Source organism: Amycolatopsis sp. MJM2582 (assembly GCF_000754115.1).
Lineage (GTDB): Bacteria > Actinomycetota > Actinomycetes > Mycobacteriales > Pseudonocardiaceae > Amycolatopsis > Amycolatopsis japonica.
The window spans coordinates 241,634-266,828 of the sequence record NZ_JPLW01000003.1 but is presented as its reverse complement, the minus strand read 5'-3'; the positions used below and the strand labels follow the sequence as shown (position 1 = coordinate 266,828).

Sequence of the window (25,195 nt, the reverse complement as noted above, 5' to 3'; positions counted from 1 at the left end):
CCCCGCCGCCGCGATCCCCGTGGCGAAAGCGCCCCCGGCGCTCCGCGCCGCCGCCCGCCGCGCGCCGACGACCCGCGCCGCGGAGGGCAGCCGCCCCGCCGCCGGCCGTGGGACGACGAGCGGTGAAGCAAGGGACCTTTGCTCCCACTTGAGCTTCTGACCAGCAAAAAGGGCCGTCCGAGGACTTCCTCGGACGGCCCTTTCCCGTAAGGAACGTCAGGCCTTCGCGGCCTTGCGCAGCTCGTGCGGGAGCGCGAACGCGATCTTCTCGTTCGCGGTCGTGACCTCGTCGACGCTGTCCCAGCCGCGCTCGGCCAGCCACGCCAGCAGATCCATGACCAGCACGTCCGGCACCGAAGCACCACTGGTGACACCGACGGTCTCGACACCTTCGAGCCAGGCTTCGTCGACCTCGTGCGCGAAGTCGACCAGGTGCGACGCGCGCGCCCCAGCCTTCAGCGCGACCTCGACCAGTCGCTTCGAGTTGGACGAGTTCGTCGAGCCGACCACCAGCACCAGGTCGCACTCGGCGGCCATGGCCTTGACCGCGACCTGGCGGTTCGTGGTGGCGTAGCAGATGTCGTCGCTGGGCGGGTCGGCCAAGCCGGGGAACTTGTCCCGCAGCTGATCCACGCGCTCCATGGTCTCGTCGACCGAAAGGGTGGTCTGCGACAGCCAGATGACCTTCGACGGGTCGCGGACCTGGACCTTGTCGACGTCCTCGGCGGTGTCGACGAGCTGCACCTTGTCGGGAGCCTCGCCGGCGGTGCCTTCGACCTCTTCGTGGCCTTCGTGGCCGATCAGCAGGATGTCGTAGTCGTCCTTCGCGAACCGGTTGACTTCCTTGTGCACCTTCGTCACGAGCGGGCAGGTCGCGTCGATGGTCCGCAGGTTGCGCTCGGCCGCCTCGGCGTGCACCGCGGGCGAGACGCCGTGCGCGGAGAACACCACCAGTTCGCCCTCGGGCACCTCGGAGGTCTCGTCGACGAAGATCACCCCGCGCTCGCGCAAGGTCTCCACGACGTGCCGGTTGTGCACGATCTCCTTGCGCACGTACACGGGTGCGCCGTAGAGCTCGAGTGCCTTTTCGACGGCGATGACCGCGCGGTCGACACCCGCGCAGTAGCCGCGAGGCTTGGCGAGCAGGACACGTTTGCCACCTGCCGGCACACCGGACTCGGTGATCGTCGGACTGCCGGCGGGCGTGATTCCGGGACTCGCAGAACTCATGCCCCCAGGGTACGGGCTGCCCCGGGGGCTCCTCGCACTCACGTTCAGGTGACCAGCGAACCCCTCCAAAGTATGTGCGGGGAGTCACGTCCTGTGAGCCGACACACCCGTTCGGTTGGGCAGGATGGGCCGGATACGGCAGGCTAGACGCATGAAGCCTCTCCCGCTCCCCCTCCGGGTCGCCGCGGGCCTCGCCGTCACCACCGCCGAGCGGGTTCGCGAACTTCCCAAGCAGCTCACCGGGCTCCCCGTCACGGTGGTCAGCCAGGTGCTCCAGTTCTCCATGCGCGTCCAGCAGCACGTCACCGAGCTCGCCATCAAGGGCGACGACGCGCTATCGGGCCTTCGCCCGGTCGAGGACACGCCCAGCTGGGCGACCTTCGACGAAGATCTCCCGCCGGACCTGGGCGAACGCCGGTACGAACGCGACTCGTGCGTCATCCCGCTGCGGGAGGACGCCGAGGTTCCCGAGCCGCGCGCCGAGACCAACGGCCACCTCCACGACCTCGAAGCGCTCACCGAAGACCCGTGGGCCGAGGAGGAGCGCGCGCTCGCCGAGGAGCACCCCGACGGCGAATTCGACAGTGCCGCCGGTGCGAGCACGCCCGTGACCTCCGGTCCGGCCGGGCTCGACGACTACGACACGCTCACCTTGCCGCAGCTGCGCGCCCGTCTGCGCCGGTTCGACCTCGCTCAGCTAGAGGAGCTGCTGACCTACGAAAAGGCGAACGCCGACAGGGCGTCGTTCGTCGGCATGCTCGCGCGGCGCATCGGGAACGTGAAGAAGGCCGACGGAGACGGCACGGAAGGCCAGTGAGCGCCGAACCCACCTCCGCGACGGCGGGTCCGTCCACCACGGCCGAAAACCCGTGGCCGGTCCGCACGGTCGCCCGCAAGGTCGGCGAGTGGATCAACCGGCTCGGCGCGGTCTGGGTCGAGGGCCAGGTCACGCAGATCTCGGCCCGCCAGGGCACCAACACCGCGTTCCTGACCCTGCGCGACCCGTCCGCGGACGTCTCGATGTCGGTGACGTGCCCGATGGGTCTGCTGCGCACGATCGAACCGCCGCTGCGCGAAGGCGCGAGCGTCGTCGTGCACGCGAAGCCGACGTTCTTCATGAACCGCGGTTCGCTGAGCCTGCGCGCCAATGAGATCCGCGCGGTCGGCATCGGTGAGCTGCTCGCGCGGATCGAGCGGCTGCGACGGCTGCTGGCCGCCGAGGGTCTGTTCGCACCGGAGCGCAAACGCAAGATCCCGTTCCTGCCCAAGGGAATCGGCCTGATCACCGGCCGCGCGTCCGCCGCCGAGCGCGACGTCCTGGTGAACGCGCAGGCCCGCTGGCCGCATGTCGCGTTCAAGGTGATCAACACCGCCGTCCAGGGTTCGCTCGCCGTCCCGCAGATCCTCCAGGCACTGTCCAAATTGGACCGTGACCCCGATGTCGACGTCATCGTGATCGCGCGCGGCGGCGGCAGCGTGGAGGACCTGCTGCCGTTCTCCGACGAAGCGCTGTGCCGCGCCGTATCCGCGACCGGGACCCCGGTGGTCAGCGCCATCGGGCACGAGCCGGACACCCCGCTGCTCGACCACGTCGCCGACCTCCGCTGTTCGACGCCGACCGACGCCAGCAAGCGGATCGTGCCCGACGTGCGCGAGGAGACCCAGCGCGTCCGCCAGATGCGCGACCGCGGCCGCCGCGCCCTGCACGGCTGGGTGGACACGCAGGTCAGGCTGCTGAACCAGATGCGCAGCCGCCCCGTGCTCGCCGATCCGCTCGGCCCGATCCAGCGGCGCTCCGACGACGTCGAGATCCATCGCGAACGCGGGCGCCGCGCGATGCTCACGCTGCTCGCGAAGGACCAGGCCGAGATCGCCAGCGCCCGCGCGCGGCTGACCGCGCTCGGCCCGGCGGCGACCCTCGAACGCGGCTACGCCGTGGTGCAGTACACCGATTCCGAAGGCAACCTCCAGGTACTCCGGTCCGTCTCCGAGGTCGTGGACGGCGCGAAACTGCGCGTCCGCGTGGTCGACGGCGCACTCGGCGCCGTCGTCTCGGGAGAGCCGGAGGAGGGGCGTTGACGGCGAGTTTCCTGCCTTTGACCATCGATGCCGCGAGACGGGCCGACGCCCCCGAGGTCCTGCGCAACGCGCTGCTGACCGACCACGCGGCCGCCGAATGCTGGACCGTGCTGCTGGCGGGATGTGAGTTTTCGACAAAGCGGGGTCTCGACGCCCAGCTGCGCAAACTCTCCGAAGCGACGGCCGAGCACGTCGGCACCCGATGGTGGTTCGCGGACGGTTCCGTGCACCGCAAACGGGTGGCGCGGGCACAGGAGAACCTCGTCGCGGCGATCGCGGAGGGTGACGGCCAGGAGTTCGCTCTCGCCTTCGTGGGTTACGACAACGCCATGGCCGGCGCGGTAGTGTGCGCGGGTATCGGCAAGCACCGACGTCCGGTAGAAGGAAGCACAGCGTGAGCGAGACCGCCGAACTCGGCTACGAACAGGCCCGCGACAAGCTGGTCGAGGTCGTCCGCGAGCTTGAAGCGGGCGGGCTGTCCCTGGAACAGTCGCTCGCCCTGTGGGAGAAGGGCGAGCAGCTGGCGAAGGTCTGCGAACACCACCTCGAGGGCGCGCGAGAGCGGATCGAGGCCGCGCTGTCGTCCGTCGAGGACGAGGCCGGCGACGGTCAGTGACGTTCACCATGCTCCTGCGCCACCGAACCACCGTGGGTATCTGAGAGACTGGGACCCCGCCGAGTTCCTGACCCGGGAGGCCGCATGCCCACCCCCACCTCGTCCGCCAGCTCTTCGCGACGTCCTGAAGCCCCCGATCGCAACCTCGCGATGGAACTGGTCCGCGTGACCGAAGCCGCCGCGATGGCCGCGGGCCGCTGGGTGGGCCGCGGGGACAAGATCGGCGGGGACGGTGCCGCCGTGGACGCGATGCGCCAGCTGGTCTCGACCGTGTCGATGCGCGGTGTCGTCGTCATCGGCGAGGGCGAGAAGGACGAAGCCCCGATGCTGTTCAACGGGGAAGAGGTCGGCAACGGCGACGGGCCGGACTGCGACGTCGCGGTCGACCCGGTCGACGGGACGACCCTGATGGCCAAGGGCATGCCGAACGCGCTGGCCGTGCTCGCGGTCGCCGAACGCGGCGCGATGTTCGACCCGTCCGCGGTGTTCTACATGGAGAAGCTCGCCGTCGGCCCGGACGCCGCGGGCAAGGTCGACCTGGCCGCCCCGATCGCGGAGAACATCCGCCGGGTCGCGAAGGCCAAGAACTCCAGCGTCTCCGACGTCACCGTGTGCATCCTCGACCGGCCGCGCCACGAGCAGCTGATCAAGGAGGTCCGCGAGGCGGGCGCCCGGATCCGGTTCATCTCCGACGGCGACGTCGCGGGCGCGATCGCCGCGGCCCGGCCGAGCACCGGCGTCGACATGCTGCTCGGCATCGGCGGCACCCCCGAAGGCATCATCGCGGCCTGCGCGATGAAGTGCCTCGGCGGCGAACTGCAGGGCCGCCTGTGGCCGAAGGACGACGCGGAGCGCGAGAAGGCACTGGCCGCGGGCCACGACCTCGACCGCGTGCTCGGCAACGACGACCTCGTCCGCGGCGACAACGTGTTCTTCTGCGCCACCGGCGTCACCGACGGCGACCTGCTGCGCGGCGTGCACTACCGCGCGGGCGGCGCCACGACCCAGTCGATCGTGATGCGGTCGAAGTCCGGCACGGTCCGGATGATCGACGGCTACCACCGGCTGACCAAACTCCGCTCGTACTCGTCCGTCAACTTCGACGGCCACCTCGACGACACACTGGAAGACGACGTCGTTCCCCCGCTCCCGTAAGGAGAAACCGTGCTCAAGCGCGTGCTCGTGGTCCTGCTCGCGGCGATGGTCCTCACGCCGGTCGGGCAGGCCACGGGCGCGGGCGACCTCGTCGGCGGCAGAGAGGCCGACGAGCCGTATCCGTTCATCGTTTCGCTGCATTCGGCCTCCGGCAAGGCTTTCTGCGCCGGGACGCTGATCGCGGCGGACTGGCTCGTGACGGCGGGGCACTGCGTCGAGGGCAAGAACCCGGCGAATCTGGGCGCGCGGGTCGGCAGCAACGACAACACCCAGGGTGGCGAGATCGCGAAACTCGCCGAGATCGTGGTGAATCCGTCCTACAACCCCGAACCCGAGCACGCGGGCGGCGATCTCGCGCTGGTGAGGCTGGCCGCCCCGGTGAAGACGGCGCCGATCGCGATCGGCGCCGTCGTGGCGCCCGGGACGGCGACGCGGCTGCTCGGCTGGGGCCAGACTTGCCCGACTTCGGGCTGTGGCAAGGGTCCCGCGAAGCTGCAGCAGCTGGACACGAAGATCGTCGAAGGCACGCGGTGCACCGCCAAGTTCGACGGCGCCGTCGAGTTGTGCACCGACAACCCCGGCGGGAACACGGGTTCGTGCTACGGCGATTCCGGTGGCCCGGAGATCGCCAAGGTCGACGAGAAGTGGGTGCTGCTGGGCACGATCAGCCGTCCGGGCAACGCGGATCCGGTGTGCGCGACCTCGCCGTCCATCGCGACTTCGGTGGTGGCGTACGCGCAGTGGATCGCGGAGAAGATCACGCCGCCCGCGGCGTGACGCTACTCGGCGTTGCTGGAGTGACCGGGGAACAGATGCGCCTCCGGATTCAAAGCGACCGCGATGTTGTTCACCGCCGTCGCCGCTTCCCCGAACCCCGTCGCGATCAGCTTCACCTTCCCCGGATACGCCGCGACGTCGCCCGCCGCGTAGACCCGCTCCCGCGGGGTCGCCATGGTCGAGTCGACAGAGATCGCCCGGTGGTCGATCTGGAGTCCCCAGCTTTCGATCGGCCCGAGATCCGCGGTGAACCCGAGCGCGGCGACCACCGTGTCCGCGCGCAGCACCTCGGGTTCGGCGCCCTTGATCTGGATCTCGACCTCGGCAAGCGCGCCGTCGCGATCCAGGAACCGGGTGACTTCGGCGTCGGTGACTATCCGCACGCCGAGTTCGCGCGCCTGCCGCACGATCGACTCGGCCGCGCGGAACTTCGCGCGCCGGTGCACGAGGGTGACGCTCGCGGCGACCGGATGCAGCGCTAGCACCCAGTCGAACGCCGAGTCCCCGCCGCCGACGACGACCACGTGCTGTCCTTCGTGCGCCTTCAGCGAGGGCACGAAATGGACCATGCCGCGGCCGAGCCAGCCGTCGCCCGCGGGCAGCGGCCGCGGGGTGAACTCACCGATCCCGGCGGTGATCAGCACCGCGCCGGCGCGCAGGACCTGCCCGCCGTCGAGGGTGATGGTGACGCCGCCTTCGACGCTTTCGAGTTTCTCGGCCTTGCGTCCGAGCAAGTACACGGGTTTGAACGGCGCCGCCTGGTCGAGCAGGCCCCGGACCAGATCGCGGCCGCGGACCTCGGCGAATCCGCCGACGTCGTAGATCATCTTTTCGGGGTACATCGCGGTGACCTGACCGCCCGCTTCCGGCAGAGAATCCACGACGGCCATCGAAAGGCCGCGGAATCCCGCGTAGTAGGCGGCGAAAAGACCTGTCGGACCTGCCCCGATGATGACGAGGTCGTACGACGTTTCCCCAGCGGACTCGCTCATTCGGCACTCTCCCGGCCGGTGGTGGGCGGCGTGATCGAGAACACATTCGATCCTAGCCCTCGCGTGCCGAAAGACACGGAGCGCGCCGAGAGACGCTGCGCGAGACTTGGGGTATGGCTGAACAGGAATACCGGATCGAACACGACACCATGGGCGAGGTGCGCGTCCCCGTCGACGCCCTCTACCGCGCGCAGACGCAGCGCGCCGTCGAGAACTTCCCGATCTCCGGCCGTGCCCTGGAGCGCGCCCAGATCCGCGCGCTCGGCCTGCTGAAGGCCGCCGCGGCGCGGGTCAACGCCCGGCTCGGCGTGCTGGACGCCGAGGTCGCCGAGGCCATCGCGAAGGCCGCCGACGAGGTCGCCGAGGGCGAGCACGACGCACACTTCCCGATCGACGTGTTCCAGACCGGTTCCGGGACCTCGTCGAACATGAACGCCAACGAGGTCATCGCGACGCTCGCGTCGAAGGCACTCGGCCGCGACGTGCACCCGAACGACCACGTCAACGCTTCGCAGTCGTCGAACGACACCTTCCCGACGACGATCCACGTCGCCGCGACGGAAGCAGTGCTCTCCGATGTGATCCCCGCTCTGGAGTACCTGGCCGCCGCCATCGAGACGCGGGCGACCGAATGGGCGGACATCGTGAAGTCCGGCCGTACGCACCTGATGGACGCCGTGCCGATCACCTTCGGCCAGGAGGCCGGCGCGTGGGCGTCACAGGTCCGCTTCGGGGTCGAGCGGCTGAAGTCGGGCCTGCCGCGGCTCGGCGAACTGCCGATCGGCGGGACCGCGGTCGGTTCCGGGCTGAACGCGCCCGAGGGCTTCGGCGCGGCCGTTTCGCAGGAACTGGCTTCGGTGACCGGCCTTCCGCTGACCGAAGCGCGCGACCACTTCGAGGCGCAGGCGACGCAGGACAGCGTCGTCGAGACGTCCGGGCATCTGCGCACGGTCGCGGTGTCGCTGAACAAGATCGCGAACGACCTGCGCTGGCTGGGATCCGGCCCGCGCACCGGGCTCGCCGAGCTGGCGCTGCCGGATCTGCAGCCGGGTTCGTCGATCATGCCGGGCAAGGTGAACCCGGTGATCCCGGAGGCGACGCTGCAGGTGGTCGCCCAGGTGATCGGGAACGACGCGGCGGTCGCCTTCGCGGGCGCGGCGGGCAACTTCCAGCTCAACGTGAACCTGCCGGTGATCGCGCGCAACGTGCTCGAATCGGCGCGGCTGCTCGCCGCGGTCTCGCGGCTGCTGGCGGACAAGGTGTTCGCGGGCGTGACGGTGAACGACGACCGCGCGCGCGAGTACGCCGAGGGTTCGCCGTCGATCGTGACGCCGCTCAACAAGTACATCGGCTACGAAGAGGCCGCGGCCATCGCGAAGCAGGCCCTCAAAGAGCTGAAGACCATTCGCGAGGTCGTGATCGAACGCGGGCACGTCGCGAACGGCAAGCTCACCGAAGCGCAGCTGGACGAAGCACTCGACGTCCTCCGCATGGCGCGCGGAGGCCGCTAAGCGCCGAGAGCGACCACAGCCGCGTGAAGCGGTGAAGCAAGCGAAGCCGCCAGGCCACCCGAAGGCGGTGTCTCGGTGAACAGGTGCAGCCAGGTCAGCACCGGACCGAGCAGGATCGCGTGCACGAGAGCCGGATCGGGCCGTCGTGGGAGTTCCCCTCTCGCGACGGCCCGATCCAGCATCTGGACCAGATAGCCGCGTTCGCGGCCGAGGAAGACCTCGCCGAACCGGGCCTCCAGCACCGGATCCGCCCGGACGTCGGCGAGCAGCGACGGCAACGCCTGCCGCAGTTCCACACCGTCCAAAGAGGACTGGATCACTTCGAGTACCGCCGCCACGTCGCCCCGCAGCGAGCCGGTGTCCGACGGCGGTTCGAGCTCGGCCGGATGGATCACCGCGGCGAACACGAGTTCCGCCTTCGACCGCCATCGCCGGTACACCGCGGCCTTGCCGACGCCCGCGCGCGCCGCGACCGCGTCGATCGTGCAGCGCTGGTAACCGGTTTCGGTCAGCAACGCCCGCACGGCCTCGCGGACCGCGTCGTCGATTCCCTCTTCCCTCGGCCTGCCTCTCGCCATGACCACAGTTTACGAGACTGACAGTTCCGTATATCGTCCGGGTATGACCTGGACGAGAACCTCCCGCGAAATCCTTCCGTGCCCGCCGTCGGCGCTCTGGCCCTCGCTGGCCGACTTCAGCCGTTGGCCGGACTGGGATCCCGACCTCAGCGCCGCCGAACTGCACGGCCCCGCCGCGACGGGGACGACCGGTTTCCTCGTCCCGAACGGCTTTCGCGGCCGCGTGCACTCACGGGTCGCCGAGCCGTTCACGATCACGTCCCTGATCCAGGACCGCGAGATCGCCCTTCGCCAGCCGATTCCCTTCGGTGCCATGGATCTCGTGCTGCGGTTGACCGCCGTCGACGGCGGGACGGAGTTCGTCCAGGAGATCACCCTCGGCGGGCCGATGCGCGCGGTCATGGTCGCGGTCGTCGGCGGCGACGTCGTGAAGCATTTCGACGTCAAGTGCGCCAGGCTCGTCGAGCTGGCGGCGCAGGCCGACCACGACGCCTGAGGACACCAGCGCCACCCCGATCACCTGCGAGAAGCGGAAATCCTGCATTCCCAGCAGGAGCGAAACGGCGAGCCCGGAGACCGGCATCAGGCCGACCAGTACCCCGGCCCGGTCCGCGCCGAGCACGGAAACCGCGGAATACCAAAGAAGAAACGCGATCGCGGTGACGACGACAGTGAGGTAGCCGAGCGCGATCAGTTCACGCCCGTCCGGCCACGCCCAGGCGCCGGACGGGTCGATGATCGTCCCGACGACCGTGCCGCCGGCGCCCGCGGCGAAACACCCCCACGTCGCGGTCGCCAACGGCCCGAGCCTTTCGAGCACGCCGACGGCGAGCAGCGTGAAGAGCGCTTCGCACACCATGGCCAGCGCCGCGAGCACCAGCCCTTGCCAGCGCGCCGCACCGCCGCCGGACAGCACCGCGATCCCGAGCCCGGCGAGTACCGCTCCGGTCACCGGCGCCCACGACGGCCGTTTCCCCTTCGCCAGCGGACCGGCGAGTGCGAGCACGAGCGGTGTCCCGCCGAGGAAGGCGGCGACGAGGCCGGGTTCGGCGTAGCGCTGCGCGAACAGCAGGCACGCCTGGAACCCGATCATCCCGGTCGCCGCGAGGGCGATCAGCGACGGGAGGTCGCGCGCGCCCGGCAACGGCAGCGGACGTCCGCTCAGCCGCGCCCACGCCAGCAGGAGCACTCCCGCCAGCGCGTATCGCAGCGCCTGTCCGGTGATGACGGGGTAGCCGTCGAGCATTCCCGTCACCGGCACGGACGCGCCGACGATCAGCACCCCCAGTACGCCGATCGTCACGGCTCTTCTGTCGTTGTCCATGCCTTTCACGATGGCGGGTTTTTGGCCCTGAGCGAAGGTCCAAATCGGAGTTGCCGCACAGGACCATAACCAGCCTGGGTCTGTCAGGACCAGGCACCCACCCCACGAGATCCGGGATACTCGAAGACATGACCGAGACGGCCGGACTGGGCGAATTCCTCAAGGCACGCAGGGCCGCGCTGGACCCGGCGGACCTCGGCCTGCCGACGGGGTTCAACCAGCGGCGGGTCACCGGGCTGCGGCGCGAGGAGCTGGCGCAGCTGGCCGGGATCAGCGTCGACTACTACACGCGCCTGGAGCAGGGCCGGGCACGCAACGTGTCCGACTCCGTCCTCGATTCGCTGAGCCGCGCGCTGCGGCTGCACCGAGACGAGGACACCTACCTGCGCAATCTGGCCACCCCGAAACGCAAACGCGTCGCGCGGCCGAAGGCCCAGCGGATCCGGCCGGAACTCCAGATGATGCTGAACGCCATCCACTCCCCGGCGATCGTCCTCGGTCGTTACGGCGACGTACTCGCCTGGAATTCCCTGGGCGGCTCGCTCTCCTTCGATCTGGCCTCGCGGCCGGCGGGCGAGCGCAACATCCCGAAGATGTTCTTCCTCGACGAGCACGCCCGCGAGCTGCATCCCGAGTGGGAAACCGTGGCGAAGGAGATCGTCGCGAACCTCCGTTCCGAGAGCGGGCGGTATCCGGACGACCCGTACCTCGCCCAGCTGGTCGGCGAACTCTCCCTCGGCAGCGAGGACTTCCGGAAGCTGTGGGCGAAACAGACCGTGCGCGAGAAGGCGCACGCGTGGAAGGTGATGGTCAACCCGATCGTGGGTGAGCTCCGGCTGCGTTACGAGACGCTGCGCCTGCCCGACGATCCCGACCAGGCCCTGGTGATCTACACCGCCGAGCCCGGCTCCGACAGCGACCGCGCGCTGCGCCTGCTCGCCAGCTGGGTCACCGATCCCGCGCACGCTTGAACGCGAAACTGTCGGTGTCCGGGTCCATGATGGATCCATGTTGCTCACCGCGGTGGTGACCGCTTCGGCCGAACTGGCCGCCACGAGGTCCAGGAAGGCGAAGATCGCCACGCTGGCCGCGGTCCTGCGCGCCGCGGGCGAACTGGAGCTCCCCGCGGTCATCGCGTTCCTCACCGGGCAGCTGACCCAGGGCCGTATCGGCACCGGTTGGCGGACACTGGCCGCGCTGGACGCGACCCCGGCCACCGAGCCGTCGTTGACCGTGTCCGAGGTCGACACGGCCTTCGACACGGTCGGGGCGGCGTCGGGTTCGGGGTCGGTCAAGCTGCGCGCGGACACGCTGCGGGCCCTGCTCGTCAAGATGACCAAAGAGGAGCAGGCGTTCCTGTTCAGGCTGATCAGCGGCGAGCTCCGGCAGGGCGCGCTCGAAGGGATCATGGTGGACGCCATCGCGGCGGCGTCGGAAATCCCGGCCGAGGACGTCCGGCGGGCGTTCATGCTGTCCGGGCAGCTCCCGGTGACGGGCCTGGCCGCGATGACGGGCGGCCGCGAGCGGCTGGCCGAGTTCAAACTGGCGCTGGGCAGGCCGATCCGGCCGATGCTGGCCTCCCCGGCGGAGTCGCTCGACGAGGCGGCCGCCGAGCACGCCGAGGCGCTGGTCGAGTACAAGATGGACGGCGCGCGGATCCAGGTCCACCGCGAAGGCGACGAGGTGCACATCTACACGCGGACCCTGCGGGAGATCACCGGCAGTGTCGGCGAACTGGTGGACCTGGTGCGGTCCCTGCCGTGCACGTCGGTGGTGCTCGACGGCGAGACCCTCGCGCTGACCGACGACGGCAGGCCCAGGCCGTTCCAGGAGACGATGAGCCGGTTCGGCAGCAGCCGCGAGGAGCAGGTCAAGGCCCTGCTGTTGCGGCCGTACTTCTTCGACTGCCTGCACCTCGACGGCGTCGACCTGCTGGACGCGCCGCTCTCCGAACGGAACGCCGCCCTGCGCCGGGTCGCGGGCGAGCACGTCATCCCGGGCGAGGTCAGGCCCGCCTCCGCCGAGGGAGTGCTGGAAGCGGCGATGGCCGCCGGGCACGAAGGCGTGATGGTCAAAGACCTCAATTCGCCGTACGCGGCGGGGCGCCGGGGCCGCGCCTGGCTCAAGGTGAAACCGGTGCACACGATCGATCTGATCGTGCTCGCCGCGGAATGGGGGCACGGCAGGCGCACCGGCACGCTGTCGAATCTGCATCTCGGCGCCCGCGACCCCGACGGCGGTCCGCCGATCATGGTCGGCAAGACGTTCAAGGGTATGACCGACGAGCTGCTGGCCTGGCAGACGAAGACGTTCCAGGAGATCGAGACCCATCGCACGGACTGGGTGGTCCACGTGCGGCCGGAGCTCGTCGTCGAAATCGAACTCGACGCGGCCCAGGTGAGCACGCGTTATCCGGGCGGGCTGGCGCTGCGCTTCGCACGCGTCGTGCGCTACCGGCCGGACAAGGAGGCCGCGGACGCCGACACCATCGACACCGTGCGCGGCCTCCTGAAGCCCTGACCCCTTCCCGCATTTAGTCCTCTGAATGCGATCCTTGCGCGTGCAACGACCGCATCCAGAGGACGAAACGCGTCAGTAGCAGCGGTCCGACGAGATCTTGTAGGTGTAGTTGTTCGAGAGGTTGGAGGTCACCTCGAAGCGGATCTTGTGATACACCGGCGGCTCCCCGAGCACGCCGTGCTTGACGGTGCGCTCCTTGCCCGGCGCGATGGCCCCGCTCCAGAGGCCCTTGTCGAAGACGTCGTCGATGATCTGGACGAGCATTCCCCGGTAGTCGTGGTTGTGCACGGTGATGTCGATGCTCTGCCCCGCGCTCACCTCGACGACCTTCGTCTTCCCGCCCATCAGCGGTCCGCCCTCACAGACCTTCGACGCCGCCGAAGCGGACGGTGCCATCAGCAGGGTGCCGGCCAGCGCGACCGGGACGACGGCGAACAGTTTCTTCTTCATCGGTTCCCCACAACGGTCTTGACGACATTGGACTGGACGGCCAGATCGAGGCCGATCTTCATGTTTCCCCCGCAGTAGGCCTTCTCGCCGTTCTTGAAATGCACCGTCAGATCCCCGGCGCATTCGAACACCTTGACGTCCCAAGTGCGCGTGCCCGGCTTGAGGCAGATCGCGTCCTTCCCGGCCCGGCGCATCCAGCCGTGATAGCCGGATTCGCAGGTGATGATCGGATCACTGCCCGAAGCGGGCGCCGGAGCCGCCTGCGCGGCGGTGACCGGCAGGAGCGCCACGGTGAGCGCGGCCCCGGCCAGTGCGGCGACCTTGACGTACGGACGCATGGATTCCCTTTCCGCAAATAATGTGAGAGTGTTTCGGAAAATCCCCGTCCGGAATTCCCGGACGCCGATGACGTTAAAGGCCGCCGACGCCACTCCGGAAGCGATTCACGACCGCGGAATGGTCATGGCCGAACGAACAATGTCCGCGCAGGTCAGCGCTTTGGCCATCGGCCCGGAAAGTCAAATGACGCGGACCGAGAAGAACACGGCGCGGGTGTTCGGCAGCAGGATGTGGCCCTGTTCGTCGGCCATCTTCCAGTACACCTGGCAATGCCCGGGACGGTCGGGCGCGCGCACCTCGACGGAGACGCGGACATGTTCGCCGGGGGCGGTCTGCGGAACGGGGACGCGTTCGGGCGTGGCGCATTCGCCCGGATTCCCGAACGATCCGGCGCGGACCAGATAGCGCCCGACCCATCCGACCGTTCCCGCGTTGCGGAACTCCCAGGTCTTCACGAAAACCGAGCCTGCCGCGACCTCGCTGCCGTCGGGCACGGTCACGTCGGCGACGAATTCCGACGCGTCACCGGCCGGCGCGGCGGGCTCGGAACCGAACGGGACGGCGAAGACGAACACCAGCGCCGCGACGAGCACGAGCGCCACGGCACCGGCGAGGACGAACGCCGTCCGACGTGACCGCTCCGGCGCGGGCCCGGGCGCGGGTTCCGGCACGGCACCGGTGGTCAGCGCGTCCCGCGCGCGTTCCCACTCGCCGCGCCATTCGTGGCGGATCTCGTCCTCGTCGCCGCCGAGCACGCCGACGGCCAGCACGCGGACGAACTCCCAGGACGTTTCCCAGCTGGGCAGCCGCTCCCCGCGGGCCGCGGCCGAAAGCGCCGATTTCGACGCGAGCGCGCCGTACTCGTCACGCATCCGGTCGTAGGAAGGGTCATCGGCGGCCCGTTTCAGTTCCCACAGCCGTCGCGCGAACCCGGCGACGGGTCCGCTGTCCTCCGCCGGACCCCGCGCGACCCGGCCGCGGCGTCCGGGCCTCCGCTCGACGTCCATCGGTGCCCACGATATGACCCGATGGGCGGGAAGACCCGGCGGCGTCCCGCCCCCGATCGAGTGGCGGCGTGCGGTGGTGACGGGACGTCGCCACCCGATCACCCATAAAGTGGGCGAATGCAGGCTTCCAAGATCGCGCGTGCCTGGTTCGGCCTGACGGCGCTGGTGGTGATCACCGGGCTCGCCGCGCAGATCCCGGTCTCCGCGGGCACCACCGGCGGCACCTTCCACACCCCGGCCGGCCGGGTGGCCAATCTGCTCGCGTTCTTCACCATCGACTCGAACATCCTGGTCGGCGTCGGCAGCCTGCTGCTCGCGCTCGGCGTCACGGGCCGGTCGACGTTGTTCGGCGTGCTGCGGCTCACCGGCCTCGTCGGCATCACCGTGACCGGGGTCGTCTTCCAGGTCGCGCTCGCCGATCTCTACGAACTGCACGGCTGGGCGGTGTTCGCCGACACGATGCTGCACAAGGTGTCGCCGTTGATGTGCGTCGCGGGCTGGCTGCTGTTCGGGCCGCGCGGCCAGCTGTCGTGGCGGGTGCTGTGGTGGTCGCTGCTGTACCCGCTGGCCTGGCTCGCCGTCACGCTGGTGCGCGGCGCGATCATCGGGTTCTACCCGTACCCGTTCGTCGACCCGGGCATCAACAGCTACGGCGGTGTCGCCTTCAACTGCGTGCTGATCGGTGTGCTGTTCATCGGTCTCGCGGCGGCCGCGGTCGGCTTCGACCGCACTTTCAGCCGTCGGGACGAGCCCGACGACTACCTAGCCCCGGACCCGGCGGAAAGCGTTGAGCGGATCCGCGACGCCGGCACGTACTAGCGTCCGCACCGCCCCGAGCCGGCGGTCCACCGGTTTCCCGGCGGCCACCCGGTGCATCTGCTGGGTGTGCCACTGGATCTCGAGCAGGCTGTCGGCCAGCCGGATACCGGTCTTCGGCGCCGTGCGCTGGGCACGGACCTCCTCGCCACCGAGCAGCCGTCCGGGCAGCGCCGGGTCGACGATCAGCGGTCTGCCGAGGCCGATGACGTCCAGTGACCCGGAACGCAGCGCCTCCGCCATGCCCTCCGGGCTGGTGAAGCCGCCGGTGACCATCAGTGCGACGTCGGTGACCTGCCGCGCCTTCGCGGCGTAGTCCAGGAAGTATGCCTCGCGGCTGAGGGTGCTCGCCTTGGCCGAGCCCATCATGGCGGCCTTCTCGTAGGTCCCGCCGGAGACTTCCAGCAGGTCGATGCCCGCCTCGCCCAGTTCGCGGACGACTTCGAGCGAGTCCTCCTCGCTGAAACCGCCGCGCTGGAAGTCCGCGCTGTTGAGCTTGACCGCGATCGGCACGGCGTCGCCGACTTCGGCGCGCACGCGGGCGACGACTTCGAGCAGGAAGCGGCGCCGCCGGAGCGCGTCGCCGCCCCAGCCGTCGGTGCGCCGGTTGGTCAGCGGGGAAAGGAACTGCGACACGAGGTAGCCGTGCGCGCCGTGGATCTGGACGCCGGCGAATCCCGCGTCGACGACGGTCCGCGCGGCCACGCCGAACCGGTCGACGATCGCCTCGATCTCGGCGACGGTGAGCGCGCGCGGCGTCGCGAAGACCGAGCGGATGCCGCGGTCGCCGAACGGCACCGCCGACGGCGCGACCGGCTGACGGGACAGGAAACGCGGGCTCTGCCTGCCCGGATGGTTGAGCTGGGCCCACAACCGGGTCTCGGTCCCGTCGACCGACCGCGCCCACGGCTTGAACTCGGTCGCGTCCGGTTCCCGCGGCACCGCGACGTTGCGCGGTTCGCCGAGCGCGGTCGGATCGACCATGACGTTGCCGGTGATCAGCGTCCCGGCGCCGCCGCGAGCCCACGTCCGGTACAGCTCGGCCAGTTCGGCGGTCGGCCGGTTGCGGCGGTCGCCGAGCTGCTCGCTGAGCGCGGCCTTGGCCAGCCGGTTCGGCAGGGTCGCGCCGCATCGCAGTTTCAGCGGTTCGGCCAGCAGTTCCTTGGGCTCGCTCATCGCGCTTTCTCCCACCGTTACCTACTGAGCAGTATCCCTACTCGAAGTAACATACTCGCGGTATGTCGAGTACTCAAGGCGCGGCGATACCGAAGGGGTTGTCGATCACGTAGCGCCAGAGCCCGTCCTCGCCACGCTTCGCGACGTCGGTCGCCGTCGCGGCGAGGTGCCCTTCGATGCTCCAGTCGACGATCAGCAGGGCCAGGTCACCGGCGACGTGCACCTGGCGCGGCGTCACCTCGATCGGCCGCCCGAGCGCGAGGATCCCGCCGTTCGCGGCCCGGCGTTCCGCGCCGCTCACCCGCACGCCGTCCCGGCGGACGAACACGGCGTCCGGTTCGTAGACCGTGTCGAGGATTTCGGCGGATCCGGTGTTGAAGGCGGTCTGGAAGACGAAGGGATGTTCGGCCGGGTCGGTGGTCAAAGGCACACTGGAGGAATGCGTCATGCGGACAGCGAAACCGACCGCGAAGCAGGTCACCAAACGGAAACCTTCGACGGCGAGCTCGTCCCGGACGCACGTGGCCGCACCCGGCGGCCGGAGCCGGACTGCCCGGTCGAGGTCGCACTCGCCGCGATCTCGGGTCGTTGGACGACGCTGGTGCTGCGGGAACTGATGGGCGGGCCTCGGTCGTTCAGCGACCTACGCGCGGCGTTGCCCGACCTGTCCGCGAAGGTGCTGACGGAACGCCTCGGCGACCTGACCGCGCGACGCCTCGCCGTGCGCGAAGAGCTGCCCGGCTTCCCGAGCCGGACCAGCTATCGGCTCACCCCGGCGGGACTGGAGCTGCGGCCGCTGCTGATCGAGCTGTACCGCTCGGGTTCGGCCCTACTGGCCCAGTAGCCGAGGCGCGACCGGCTCCACCCGAGCCCGCACCTTCACCTCTTCGGCCATCGCCCGCGCCCAAGCCTGCAACCCCGGGATGTCGATCCCGTGCGGCCCGGCCTCGCGAAACGGCTCGATGTTGTCCGCGCCACGCTCCAGCAGCGAAGCCGCGCCGTTGCCGTTGCCCCTGGCCGCGTGGGTCAGGCCGACGGCGAGCTGCGCGAGGCCGCGCCACAGCTCACGCTCCGGGCCGTCGGTGGATTTCCACGCGTCCTCGAACACCTCGTGCGCGTGGAACGGACGGCCCGCGTCGAGCAGGCGCTGAGCCTCGGAAATGGTGTCCTCGGGGCTGCGTTCGATGCCCTCGGGCTGCCGTTCGACACCGTCGGCGCCGTACGGGAGCGGCCTGCCGAGACCGTCTCGCGGGCGCGCGTTGCGGGCTCGTCCGGCTTCGTCACGGTCCCGGTCCGTCATGCCGCCATTGTCCCACGCGGGTATCCTGGGGCCTCGTGCGCTTTCTCGACGGGCATCGGCCCGCTCACGACCTGACCTACGACGACGTGTTCCTCCTGCCGAACCGGTCGGACGTGGAGTCCCGCTTCGACGTCGACCTGTCCACTGTGGACGGAACCGGCGCGACGATCCCGATCGTGGTCGCCAACATGACCGCCGTCGCGGGCCGCCGGATGGCCGAAACGGTCGCCAGGCGCGGCGGGCTCGTCGTCCTGCCGCAGGACGTCGACGTGGCCGCGGTCGCCGACATCGTCACCTGGGTCAAGAGCCGTCACACCGTGTGGGACACCCCGCTCGTGCTGACCGGTGGCGACGCGGTGGCCGACGCGCTGAACCTGGTCGGCAAACGGGCCCACGGCGCCGTCGTCGTGGTGGACGAGGACGGCAAGCCCGTCGGCGTCGTCGACGAAGCGGCCTGCGCCGGCGTAGACCGCTTCGCGCGGCTGGCCGACGTCGCGGAGCCCGCGGTCGTCACGGTCCCGCTGGACACTCCGCCCCGCGAGGTGTTCGAGCGGCTGCACGACCACGGCGGCCGCCTCGCGCTCGGCATCGACGAGAACGGCAGGCTCGCGGGCGTCCTGACCGAGATCGCGGCACTGCGCGCGGAGATCTACACCCCGGCCGTCGACGACGGCGGCAACCTGCGGGTCGCCGCCGCGATCGGCGTGAACGGCGACGTCGCGGCGAAGGCCGAGGCCGTCCTCGCGGCGGGCGTCGACGTGCTCGTGGTCGACACCGCGCACGGCCACCAGGAGAAGATGATCTCCGCGCTCAAGGCCGTCCGGTCGGTGAACCCCCAGGTGCCGGTGGTCGCCGGGAACGTGGTCACCGCGGAGGGCACACGCGACCTGATCCACGCGGGAGCGGACGTCGTCAAGGTCGGCGTCGGCCCCGGCGCCATGTGCACGACCCGGATGATGACCGGCGTCGGTCGCCCGCAGTTCTCCGCCGTCGCCGAATGCGCGGCCGCGGCCCGTGAACTGGGCAAGCACGTCTGGGCGGACGGCGGCGTGCGGCATCCGCGCGACGTCGCGCTCGCGCTGGCCGCCGGGGCGTCCGCGGCGATGGTCGGCTCGTGGTTCGCCGGCACCCACGAATCCCCTGGCGACCTGCGCTACGACGAGCAGGGCAAGCCGTACAAGGAATCGTTCGGCATGGCGTCGAAACGCGCCGTCGGCGCCCGCACGCGTACGGACAACGTCTTCGAACGCGCCAAGAAGGGCCTGTTCGAAGAGGGCATCTCGGCGTCGCGGATGGCCTTGGACCCGGCTCGCCCCGGCGTCGAGGACCTGCTCGACTCGATCGGCTCCGGTGTCCGTTCGGCCTGCACGTACGCGGGCGCAAGGACGCTGGAGGAGTTCCACGAGCGCGCGCTGCTCGGGATCCAGTCCGCCGCCGGTTTCGCGGAAGGACGTCCGCTGCCGTCGGGCTGGTGATTCGGCGCACCCGAAGCACTAAGGTGCACCGGGTGAGACGCCTGAGACGGATCGTGGCGGCGGCGAAGGACGACCGCCGCCACGCGGAAAACGGGGAAATCGCCGAGCTGCGGACCGCGCTCGCGGAGCAGGCGGCGGAGATCGAGCGCTTGCGCGCCACGCTGGAGCATCGCACCGCCTGGCTCGAAGACCACGGCAAAGCCCTGCGGGACGGCGACGCGCGCATCTCCACCGTCGAGGACCGGCAAGCCGCCCTCGACGCGCGACAGGAAGCGCTCGACGGCTGGCTCGGCGGCCACGACACCGCGTTCGAAGGCCTGCACCTCCGCACCGAAAACCTCGAAGCCGCGCGTGACGTCCGCACGTTCACGCACTGGATCGATCAGCACGAACTCCTTGCCGCACCGAAGATCTCGATCGTCCTGCCCACGCACGACCGGGCCGCGCTGCTGCCGCGCGCCGTCGCTTCGGTGCTGGCACAGCGTTACGAGAACTGGGAACTGGTGATCGTCGACGACGCCAGTTCGGATTCCACGCCGAAGGTGATCGCCGGTTTCGAGGATCCGCGGATCCGTTCGATCCGGGTCGAGCACGGCGGTGTCTGCGCCGCCCGCAACGCCGGGCTGGCCGAGGTCACCGGCGACGTGGTCGCCTACCTCGACGACGACAACACCATGCATCCCTTGTGGCTCAAGGCTTTGGGCTGGGCGTTCGGCGGGCATCCGGAGATCACGGCGGCCTACGGCGGTTTCGTCATCGACGACATCGGCGGGCTGCCGACGTTGTTCCTGCGCCGCTACGACCGGGAAACCCTGGAGCGGGAGAATCTCGCCGACATCGGCGCCGTCGCGCACCGAGCCGGTCTTCGGGAGGCCCAGTTCGACGAATCGCTGGTCGAGATGGGCGACTGGGATCTGCTCCTGGCGCTGACCGCGGACCGCGCGCCGCTGGTCGTCCCGGCGATCTCCTGCTACTACACGACGACTTCCGGGGACCGGCTTTCCCACGGGCCGACCTACGACGACGATTTCGCCGCCATCCGCCGCAAGCATTCAGGACCGGAGCACCGAGTATGACCGAGCCCGCCAAGATCCTCGTGGTCGCACTCGACGCGTGCGACCCCACCACGATCCGCGAACTCGCCGCCGCGGGCGAGGTGCCGACGTTGGCACGCCTGCTCGAAACCAGCGCTTCGGCGACCACGCACAATCCCTACGGCCTGTTCGTCGGCTCGTTGTGGAGCAGTTTCTTCACCGCGCGCACCGCCGCGCGGACCGGGTTCCACTGCTGGGAAGAGGTCGACACCAAAACCTACGAACGGCGGCTGACCAGCCCTCTGGAGATCCGGGGCACCCCGTTCTGGGAGACGCTTTCCGATGCGGGCAAACGGGTCGCCGTACTCGACGTCCCGCATTCCCGTGCGGACAAACCGATCAACGGGGTCATGGTGAGCGAATACGCCTGCCACGACAGGCATTTCGGCTTCCACACCTCGCCACCGGAATTGGCGAAAGAGATCGAGGCCGAGTTCGGGCTCACCCCCATCCTCACCGCCGAGCCCGATCTGGTCCGCGACTGGGCGCCGGACGACTACCTCCACCGCGAGGGACCGCACCGCACGCCGGACGAGGAACGCGCGCTGACCCACGGCCTCGTCGCCGGGATCGGGCAGAAGACCCAGGTGTCGACGAAACTGCTCGCCGAGGGCGATTGGGACCTTTTCCTTTCGGTGTACGGGGAATCCCACAGCATCGGCCATCAGCAGTGGCATCTGCACGACCCGGGCCACCGCGACCACGACGTCGCGCTCGCCGCGGAACTGGATCCGATCCGCGCGGTCTACCGCGGCCTCGACGAGGCGATCGGCGAGCATCTCGCGCTGGCCGGACCGGACACCACGGTCTTCGTGCTGCTGAGCCACGGCATGGGATCGCGGTACGAGGGAAGCCATCTGCTGCACGAAATCCTGCGGCTCCTCGACACGGTGGAGACCGAAGGACTGCGGGGCGGCGGTGCGATGACGACGGCCAAACGGGCCTACTCCGCACTCCCCCGTCCTTTGAGGACGAAGCTCGCTTCGGCCGCGATGCCCTTGCTGCGCAAGCGTCTCGCGTCGGCCCCGCTGCCCGCGGTGCCGAACTGGGCGACCGCCGAACAGCGGTCGAAGCAGCGGTTCTATCTGTCTCCCAACAACTTCGTCTTCGGCGGGGTGCGGATCAACCTGGCCGGCCGCGAGCCGCACGGCGTCGTCCAGCCCGGCGCCGAATACGAAGCCGTGTGCGAGCAGCTGACCGAAGACCTGCTCTCGCTGGTGAACGTCGCGTCGGGGAAACCCGTCGTGCGCGAGGTTTCCCGCACGAGCGACCACTACGACCGGGAAGCCGACGACACGCTGCCGGATCTGCTGATCGACTGGGCCCGCACCGGGCCGATCGAGACCGTCTGGTCGCCCAAGACCGGCGTCGTCTACGGACCGGACGAGCACTGGCGCACCGGGGACCACCGGCCGGACGGGCTGCTGCTCGCCAGCGGTCCCGGTTTCGAGCCGGGCGCGAAACTGCCGGCTCTGGACGTCGTCGATCTGGGCTCGACCCTTTCGGCCATGCTCGGCGTCGAACTCACCGACGACGTGGACGGACGGCCGCTCCCCCTGGGCGAAACCAGTGTCGTGAGTGTCATGAAAGGGCCGTTCAGGACAGAAAACGTCCTGAACGGCCCTTTCATGACATGTGCCTAGCCGTGGTCCTCCAGCATCTCGGTGACGAGCGCCGCGATCGGCGAACGCTCGGAACGGGTCAACGTGACATGCGCGAACAGCGGATGCCCCTTGAGCTTCTCGATCACCGCGGAAACGCCGTCGTGCCGCCCGACCCGCAGGTTGTCGCGCTGCGCGACGTCATGCGTGAGCACGACCCGCGAGGCCGTGCCCAGCCGCGAAAGCACGGTCAGGAGCACGTTGCGCTCCAAGGACTGCGCCTCGTCGACGATGACGAACGTGTCGTGCAGCGACCGGCCGCGGATATGGGTCAGCGGGAGCACCTCGAGCATGCCGCGGTCGAAGACCTCGTCGAGGACGTCCTGGCTGACCAGCCCGCCGAGGGTGTCGAACACCGCCTGCGCCCACGGCTGCATCTTCTCGCTCTCGGAACCGGGCAGGTAGCCCAGTTCCTGGCCGCCGACCGCGTAGACCGGCCGGAACACGACCACCTTGCGGTGCTGACGGCGTTCCATCACCGACTCCAGCCCCGCGCAGAGCGCGAGCGCCGACTTACCCGTCCCGGCCCGTCCGCCCAGCGAGACGATGCCGACGTCGGAGTCCAGCAAAAGATCCAGCGCCACCCGCTGTTCGGCCGAGCGGCCGTGCAGCCCGAACGCCTCCTTGTCGCCGCGCACGAGCCGGATCCGCTTGTCCGCGGTGACCCGGCCCAACGCGCTCGAACTGCCCGCGAGCAGCCTCAACCCGGTGTGACAGGGCAGTTCACCGACCTCGGGCATCCCGAATTCCGCCGGATCCACCGAAGAGCCGCTGAACAGCGCGTCGACGAGGGTCTGCGGAACGTCCACGTCCGCCATCCCCGTCCAGCCCGAGGGCGTCACCTCCTGCGCGCGGTACTCGTCGGCTTCGAGGCCGACGGCTCCCGCCTTGACGCGCAGGGGGATGTCCTTGGTCACCAGCGTGACCGACGCGCGTTCCGCCGCCAGATTGAGCGCACAGGCGAGGATGCGGTGGTCGTTGGAGTCGGTGCGGAAGCCGACCGGGAGCACCGTGGGATCGGAGTGGTTCAACTCCACCTGCAGGGTGCCGCCGTGCTCACCGATCGGGATCGGCGCGTCGAGCCTGCCGTGCTGACGACGCAGGTCGTCGAGCATGCGAAGCGCTTCGCGCGCGAACCACCCCAGTTCGGGATGGTGACGTTTCGCCTCCAGTTCACTGATGACGACCAGCGGGAGCACGACCGCGTGTTCGGCGAAACGGGTCACCGACCAGGGGTCAGAGAGCAGGACCGACGTGTCGAGCACGTAAGTGGACCGCTGGGATTCGGGCGAGATCGAGGCTTTCTCCGGGCCAGAGGCACCGGTCGAAGAACGGCCAGAGGCCTTGCGGGGTGAACGCTGCGCAGTCACGACGGCATCTCCCTCGTGGGCGTGGCACCACGCCCGCACTCGCTGGGCCGGGCACCTCCCTGGCTAACCGCTCCTTCCGACGTCTTCCGACGTCAGTCGGCACGGCCGCGAGGGCCGGGTGCCGGCCCCCTCGTGCATCCACTGGGCGGCTGTGCCGCCCTGTCGACAACCGCCACGACCAGGGCCTCCCGCGAGAGTCCGCATGGGACGCGAACCCTCACTTCCGGAAGGTACCTGCGTCCGGCCGATCGCGCAGGCAGCCACCACGGTGATTCGCCAAACCGTCATCTCACTGTCGGTCGCGTGACATCAACGCCTGGTCACCATCACGGTCCGTAGTGATGATCTCCATTCAGGGACGCTCGTCGATGCGACCCGGATGGATTAACGCGACGCAGGGCGTTCACCTGATGGGATCGAGGGTTCTACCACGCTTGGTAGCCGGTCGCATTTTGTGCCCGAGACAGAGAACCGGACCGAGTGAAACGCGCCTTTTCGGGCTCACACAATGGGCTTACGCAACGGTCACAACTCCTGAATAGCGAGTAATTTTCTCACTGCGGGACACCCCCACCGGATTTCGGTGCCCCCGATCCCTGAATATCTCTACCAAGGAGTGTGCGAAGTGCTGAAGAAGGCTGGTTTCGTTTCCGCCGTCGCCGCGGGCATCATGATGGTCGGCGGGACCGCGTTCGCCGCCACTGGTGACACCTCCGGCACCCCGGACCCCACGTTCGGCGACGCCTACAACACGTTCATCGAGGGCGGCGGCGCACTGGGCTACGGTGCCGCTTCGCTGGTCGCCGGTGCCTACACGGGCGTCGCGCTCACCCCGGCGCTGATCGCCCACTCGCTGGAGCACCACCACCACTGATCTTCAGTGACGACGTCGAAGGCCCCGGAGTGCACGCCGGGGCCTTCGTCATGTCACCGGTCAGGAACCGAAGCGCCGGTGCCGCCACGCGTAATCGCGCATCGCGCGGAGAAAATCGACGCGGCGGAATGCGGGCCAATAAGCTTCGGTGAACCAGAATTCGGAATGCGCCGATTGCCAGAGCAGGAATCCGGAAAGCCGCTGCTCACCCGAGGTGCGGATAATCAGATCCGGATCGGGCTGGCCCGAGGTGTACATGTGTTCGGAAATATGGTCGACGTCCAGGATCTTCGCGAGTTCGCGGATCGAGGTGCCCTCGTCGGCGTGCTGGAGCAGGAGTTTGCGGACCGCGTCGGCGATCTCCTGACGCCCTCCGTAACCGACCGCGACGTTGACCTCCATCCCGGAGCGCCCTTCAGTGCGCTCCGCGGCCGCGCTGAGGGCCTTCGCGACCTCGGGCGGCAGTAAGTCAAGGGCTCCCACGATGCGGAGCCGCCAGGGCGTGTGCGGCGCGGCGAGTTCGTCGGTGACGTCGGTGATGATCTTCAGCAGCGGGCTGAGTTCCTCGGCCGCGCGCCCGAGGTTGTCCGTCGAAAGCAGCCACATGGTGACGACCTCGACGTCGGCCTCGTTGCACCAGCTCAGGAAGTCGGCGATCTTCTTGGCGCCGGCCCGGTGGCCGTCGGCGACGTCCGTGAAGCCCGCTTCGCGCGCCCAGCGGCGGTTGCCGTCCAGCATGATGGCGATGTGGCGTGGATGGCGCCCCTTGGCCTGCTGGATCAGGCGCCTGCCGTAGGCGCTGTACACGACGTCTGACAAGAAGGACCGAAGACTCACGCCAGTGGAGACTA

Annotated in this window: 27 protein-coding genes and 1 pseudogene; 16 read left to right on the top strand and 12 right to left on the bottom strand. The window is 69.5% G+C overall.

What is annotated here, in order from left to right; all coding sequences use genetic code 11:
* Positions 1 to 216 precede the first annotated feature (216 nt).
* Positions 217 to 1,230 (bottom strand): 4-hydroxy-3-methylbut-2-enyl diphosphate reductase, encoded by a 1,014-nt coding sequence (locus tag ED92_RS20005; RefSeq protein ID WP_037340897.1) that lies wholly within the window; start codon positions 1,228 to 1,230, stop codon positions 217 to 219.
* A 151-nt stretch (positions 1,231 to 1,381) separates the two neighbouring features.
* Between ED92_RS20005 and ED92_RS20000 the strand changes: the two genes are divergently transcribed.
* The 6 genes from ED92_RS20000 to ED92_RS19975 all read left to right on the top strand — a co-directional run bounded on the left by ED92_RS20000 (position 1,382) and on the right by ED92_RS19975 (position 5,857).
* Positions 1,382 to 2,047: a lipid droplet-associated protein gene (locus ED92_RS20000; protein WP_037340896.1), complete on the top strand. Its 666-nt coding sequence runs from the start codon at positions 1,382 to 1,384 to the stop codon at positions 2,045 to 2,047.
* Positions 2,044 to 3,309, top strand: a complete 1,266-nt coding sequence (xseA, locus tag ED92_RS19995; protein ID WP_037340894.1) for an exodeoxyribonuclease VII large subunit — start codon at positions 2,044 to 2,046, stop codon at positions 3,307 to 3,309. Before ED92_RS20000 ends, xseA begins: the two co-directional genes overlap by 4 nt.
* The gene (locus ED92_RS19990; protein ID WP_037340892.1) at positions 3,306 to 3,707 is read left to right on the top strand and encodes a hypothetical protein; all 402 of its coding nucleotides are present in this window, start codon (positions 3,306 to 3,308) and stop codon (positions 3,705 to 3,707) included. The genes xseA and ED92_RS19990 overlap by 4 nt, the downstream gene beginning before the upstream one ends.
* Complete coding sequence (locus tag ED92_RS19985) at positions 3,704 to 3,925, top strand: exodeoxyribonuclease VII small subunit (protein ID WP_037340891.1); 222 nt, start codon at positions 3,704 to 3,706, stop codon at positions 3,923 to 3,925. Before ED92_RS19990 ends, ED92_RS19985 begins: the two co-directional genes overlap by 4 nt.
* An 84-nt stretch (positions 3,926 to 4,009) precedes the next feature.
* Complete coding sequence (glpX, locus tag ED92_RS19980; protein ID WP_037340889.1) at positions 4,010 to 5,080, top strand: class II fructose-bisphosphatase; 1,071 nt, start codon at positions 4,010 to 4,012, stop codon at positions 5,078 to 5,080.
* Positions 5,081 to 5,089: 9 nt separating this feature from the next.
* Positions 5,090 to 5,857, top strand: coding sequence for a trypsin-like serine protease (locus tag ED92_RS19975; protein ID WP_037340887.1), 768 nt, complete (start codon positions 5,090 to 5,092; stop codon positions 5,855 to 5,857).
* Positions 5,858 to 5,859: 2 nt separating this feature from the next.
* Here the strand turns inward: ED92_RS19975 and ED92_RS19970 are convergent, their stop codons facing one another.
* Positions 5,860 to 6,849: an NAD(P)/FAD-dependent oxidoreductase gene (locus tag ED92_RS19970; protein ID WP_037340885.1), complete on the bottom strand. Its 990-nt coding sequence runs from the start codon at positions 6,847 to 6,849 to the stop codon at positions 5,860 to 5,862.
* Positions 6,850 to 6,962: 113 nt separating this feature from the next.
* On the opposite strand from ED92_RS19970, the gene ED92_RS19965 reads away from it, so the two are divergent.
* Positions 6,963 to 8,360: a class II fumarate hydratase gene (locus tag ED92_RS19965; protein ID WP_037340883.1), complete on the top strand. Its 1,398-nt coding sequence runs from the start codon at positions 6,963 to 6,965 to the stop codon at positions 8,358 to 8,360.
* Here ED92_RS19965 and ED92_RS19960 read toward each other — a convergent pair.
* Positions 8,357 to 8,938 (bottom strand): TetR/AcrR family transcriptional regulator, encoded by a 582-nt coding sequence (locus tag ED92_RS19960; RefSeq protein ID WP_037340880.1) that lies wholly within the window; start codon positions 8,936 to 8,938, stop codon positions 8,357 to 8,359. The genes ED92_RS19965 and ED92_RS19960 overlap by 4 nt on opposite strands.
* Here ED92_RS19960 and ED92_RS43805 point away from each other — a divergent pair.
* The gene (locus ED92_RS43805) at positions 8,937 to 9,434 is read left to right on the top strand and encodes an SRPBCC family protein (RefSeq protein ID WP_369797419.1); all 498 of its coding nucleotides are present in this window, start codon (positions 8,937 to 8,939) and stop codon (positions 9,432 to 9,434) included. The two genes, ED92_RS19960 and ED92_RS43805, sit on opposite strands and share 2 nt — an antisense overlap.
* Here the strand turns inward: ED92_RS43805 and ED92_RS19955 are convergent.
* A pseudogene (locus ED92_RS19955) lies at positions 9,432 to 10,262 on the bottom strand (DMT family transporter); the annotation flags it as partial. The gene ED92_RS43805 and the pseudogene ED92_RS19955 sit on opposite strands and share 3 nt — an antisense overlap.
* 128 nt (positions 10,263 to 10,390) lie before the next feature.
* Between ED92_RS19955 and ED92_RS19950 the strand changes: the two are divergent.
* Complete coding sequence (locus tag ED92_RS19950) at positions 10,391 to 11,233, top strand: helix-turn-helix transcriptional regulator (RefSeq protein ID WP_037340875.1); 843 nt, start codon at positions 10,391 to 10,393, stop codon at positions 11,231 to 11,233.
* 37 nt (positions 11,234 to 11,270) lie between these two features.
* On the top strand, positions 11,271 to 12,782 hold the full coding sequence (locus tag ED92_RS19945) for an ATP-dependent DNA ligase (RefSeq protein ID WP_037340873.1): 1,512 nt from the start codon (positions 11,271 to 11,273) through the stop codon (positions 12,780 to 12,782).
* 72 nt (positions 12,783 to 12,854) lie between these two features.
* On the opposite strand, the gene ED92_RS19940 is transcribed toward ED92_RS19945, so the two are convergent.
* From ED92_RS19940 to ED92_RS19930, 3 genes are all read right to left on the bottom strand, one after another.
* Positions 12,855 to 13,232 (bottom strand): hypothetical protein, encoded by a 378-nt coding sequence (locus tag ED92_RS19940; protein ID WP_037340871.1) that lies wholly within the window; start codon positions 13,230 to 13,232, stop codon positions 12,855 to 12,857.
* On the bottom strand, positions 13,229 to 13,570 hold the full coding sequence (locus tag ED92_RS19935) for a hypothetical protein (RefSeq protein ID WP_016337171.1): 342 nt from the start codon (positions 13,568 to 13,570) through the stop codon (positions 13,229 to 13,231). The genes ED92_RS19940 and ED92_RS19935 overlap by 4 nt, the downstream gene beginning before the upstream one ends.
* Positions 13,571 to 13,750: 180 nt before the next feature.
* Positions 13,751 to 14,578, bottom strand: a complete 828-nt coding sequence (locus ED92_RS19930; protein ID WP_037340869.1) for an NBR1-Ig-like domain-containing protein — start codon at positions 14,576 to 14,578, stop codon at positions 13,751 to 13,753.
* Positions 14,579 to 14,695: 117 nt separating this feature from the next.
* On the opposite strand from ED92_RS19930, the gene ED92_RS19925 reads away from it, so the two are divergent.
* Entirely contained in the window at positions 14,696 to 15,397 is a 702-nt protein-coding gene (locus ED92_RS19925) for a Pr6Pr family membrane protein (RefSeq protein ID WP_037340868.1), read from the top strand.
* Here the strand turns inward: ED92_RS19925 and ED92_RS19920 are convergent.
* Entirely contained in the window at positions 15,341 to 16,570 is a 1,230-nt protein-coding gene (locus tag ED92_RS19920; protein WP_037340864.1) for an NADH:flavin oxidoreductase/NADH oxidase family protein, read from the bottom strand. The genes ED92_RS19925 and ED92_RS19920 overlap by 57 nt on opposite strands.
* 73 nt (positions 16,571 to 16,643) lie before the next feature.
* Positions 16,644 to 17,000, bottom strand: coding sequence for a DUF4440 domain-containing protein (locus ED92_RS19915; protein ID WP_235213363.1), 357 nt, complete (start codon positions 16,998 to 17,000; stop codon positions 16,644 to 16,646).
* 9 nt (positions 17,001 to 17,009) lie between these two features.
* On the opposite strand from ED92_RS19915, the gene ED92_RS19910 reads away from it, so the two are divergent.
* The gene (locus tag ED92_RS19910) at positions 17,010 to 17,414 is read left to right on the top strand and encodes a helix-turn-helix domain-containing protein (RefSeq protein ID WP_037342461.1); all 405 of its coding nucleotides are present in this window, start codon (positions 17,010 to 17,012) and stop codon (positions 17,412 to 17,414) included.
* On the opposite strand, the gene ED92_RS19905 is transcribed toward ED92_RS19910, so the two are convergent.
* Entirely contained in the window at positions 17,400 to 17,870 is a 471-nt protein-coding gene (locus ED92_RS19905; protein WP_037340862.1) for a DUF309 domain-containing protein, read from the bottom strand. The two genes, ED92_RS19910 and ED92_RS19905, sit on opposite strands and share 15 nt — an antisense overlap.
* 35 nt (positions 17,871 to 17,905) lie before the next feature.
* On the opposite strand from ED92_RS19905, the gene ED92_RS19900 reads away from it, so the two are divergent.
* From ED92_RS19900 to ED92_RS19890, 3 genes are read left to right on the top strand one after another with little or no spacing between them, the layout of a single operon-like run.
* Complete coding sequence (locus ED92_RS19900; RefSeq protein ID WP_037340859.1) at positions 17,906 to 19,345, top strand: GuaB1 family IMP dehydrogenase-related protein; 1,440 nt, start codon at positions 17,906 to 17,908, stop codon at positions 19,343 to 19,345.
* Between the two features lie 32 nt (positions 19,346 to 19,377).
* On the top strand, positions 19,378 to 20,421 hold the full coding sequence (locus tag ED92_RS19895) for a glycosyltransferase family A protein (RefSeq protein ID WP_037342459.1): 1,044 nt from the start codon (positions 19,378 to 19,380) through the stop codon (positions 20,419 to 20,421).
* Positions 20,418 to 22,082 (top strand): alkaline phosphatase family protein, encoded by a 1,665-nt coding sequence (locus ED92_RS19890; protein ID WP_235213337.1) that lies wholly within the window; start codon positions 20,418 to 20,420, stop codon positions 22,080 to 22,082. The genes ED92_RS19895 and ED92_RS19890 overlap by 4 nt, the downstream gene beginning before the upstream one ends.
* On the opposite strand, the gene ED92_RS19885 is transcribed toward ED92_RS19890, so the two are convergent.
* Entirely contained in the window at positions 22,079 to 23,365 is a 1,287-nt protein-coding gene (locus ED92_RS19885; RefSeq protein WP_016337181.1) for a PhoH family protein, read from the bottom strand. The two genes, ED92_RS19890 and ED92_RS19885, sit on opposite strands and share 4 nt — an antisense overlap.
* A 730-nt stretch (positions 23,366 to 24,095) precedes the next feature.
* On the opposite strand from ED92_RS19885, the gene ED92_RS19880 reads away from it, so the two are divergent.
* Positions 24,096 to 24,344, top strand: coding sequence for a hypothetical protein (locus tag ED92_RS19880; RefSeq protein WP_037340855.1), 249 nt, complete (start codon positions 24,096 to 24,098; stop codon positions 24,342 to 24,344).
* Positions 24,345 to 24,404: 60 nt separating this feature from the next.
* On the opposite strand, the gene ED92_RS19875 is transcribed toward ED92_RS19880, so the two are convergent.
* Complete coding sequence (locus tag ED92_RS19875) at positions 24,405 to 25,181, bottom strand: isoprenyl transferase (RefSeq protein ID WP_037306485.1); 777 nt, start codon at positions 25,179 to 25,181, stop codon at positions 24,405 to 24,407.
* Positions 25,182 to 25,195: the final 14 nt, after the last annotated feature.

Bases quoted from the DNA above. Each gene is read 5' to 3' on its own strand.
- ED92_RS20005 (WP_037340897.1), bottom strand. From the start codon at position 1,230: ATGAGTTCTGCGAGTCCCGGAATCACGCCCGCCGGCAGTCCGACGATC.
- ED92_RS20000 (WP_037340896.1), top strand. From the start codon at position 1,382: ATGAAGCCTCTCCCGCTCCCCCTCCGGGTCGCCGCGGGCCTCGCCGTC.
- glpX (WP_037340889.1), top strand. From the start codon at position 4,010: ATGCCCACCCCCACCTCGTCCGCCAGCTCTTCGCGACGTCCTGAAGCC.
- ED92_RS19970 (WP_037340885.1), bottom strand. From the start codon at position 6,849: ATGAGCGAGTCCGCTGGGGAAACGTCGTACGACCTCGTCATCATCGGG.
- ED92_RS19965 (WP_037340883.1), top strand. From the start codon at position 6,963: ATGGCTGAACAGGAATACCGGATCGAACACGACACCATGGGCGAGGTG.
- ED92_RS43805 (WP_369797419.1), top strand. From the start codon at position 8,937: ATGACCACAGTTTACGAGACTGACAGTTCCGTATATCGTCCGGGTATG.
- ED92_RS19960 (WP_037340880.1), bottom strand. From the start codon at position 8,938: ATGGCGAGAGGCAGGCCGAGGGAAGAGGGAATCGACGACGCGGTCCGC.
- ED92_RS19950 (WP_037340875.1), top strand. From the start codon at position 10,391: ATGACCGAGACGGCCGGACTGGGCGAATTCCTCAAGGCACGCAGGGCC.
- ED92_RS19945 (WP_037340873.1), top strand. From the start codon at position 11,271: ATGTTGCTCACCGCGGTGGTGACCGCTTCGGCCGAACTGGCCGCCACG.
- ED92_RS19940 (WP_037340871.1), bottom strand. From the start codon at position 13,232: ATGAAGAAGAAACTGTTCGCCGTCGTCCCGGTCGCGCTGGCCGGCACC.
- ED92_RS19935 (WP_016337171.1), bottom strand. From the start codon at position 13,570: ATGCGTCCGTACGTCAAGGTCGCCGCACTGGCCGGGGCCGCGCTCACC.
- ED92_RS19930 (WP_037340869.1), bottom strand. From the start codon at position 14,578: ATGGACGTCGAGCGGAGGCCCGGACGCCGCGGCCGGGTCGCGCGGGGT.
- ED92_RS19925 (WP_037340868.1), top strand. From the start codon at position 14,696: ATGCAGGCTTCCAAGATCGCGCGTGCCTGGTTCGGCCTGACGGCGCTG.
- ED92_RS19920 (WP_037340864.1), bottom strand. From the start codon at position 16,570: ATGAGCGAGCCCAAGGAACTGCTGGCCGAACCGCTGAAACTGCGATGC.
- ED92_RS19910 (WP_037342461.1), top strand. From the start codon at position 17,010: ATGCGTCATGCGGACAGCGAAACCGACCGCGAAGCAGGTCACCAAACG.
- ED92_RS19905 (WP_037340862.1), bottom strand. From the start codon at position 17,870: ATGACGGACCGGGACCGTGACGAAGCCGGACGAGCCCGCAACGCGCGC.
- ED92_RS19890 (WP_235213337.1), top strand. From the start codon at position 20,418: ATGACCGAGCCCGCCAAGATCCTCGTGGTCGCACTCGACGCGTGCGAC.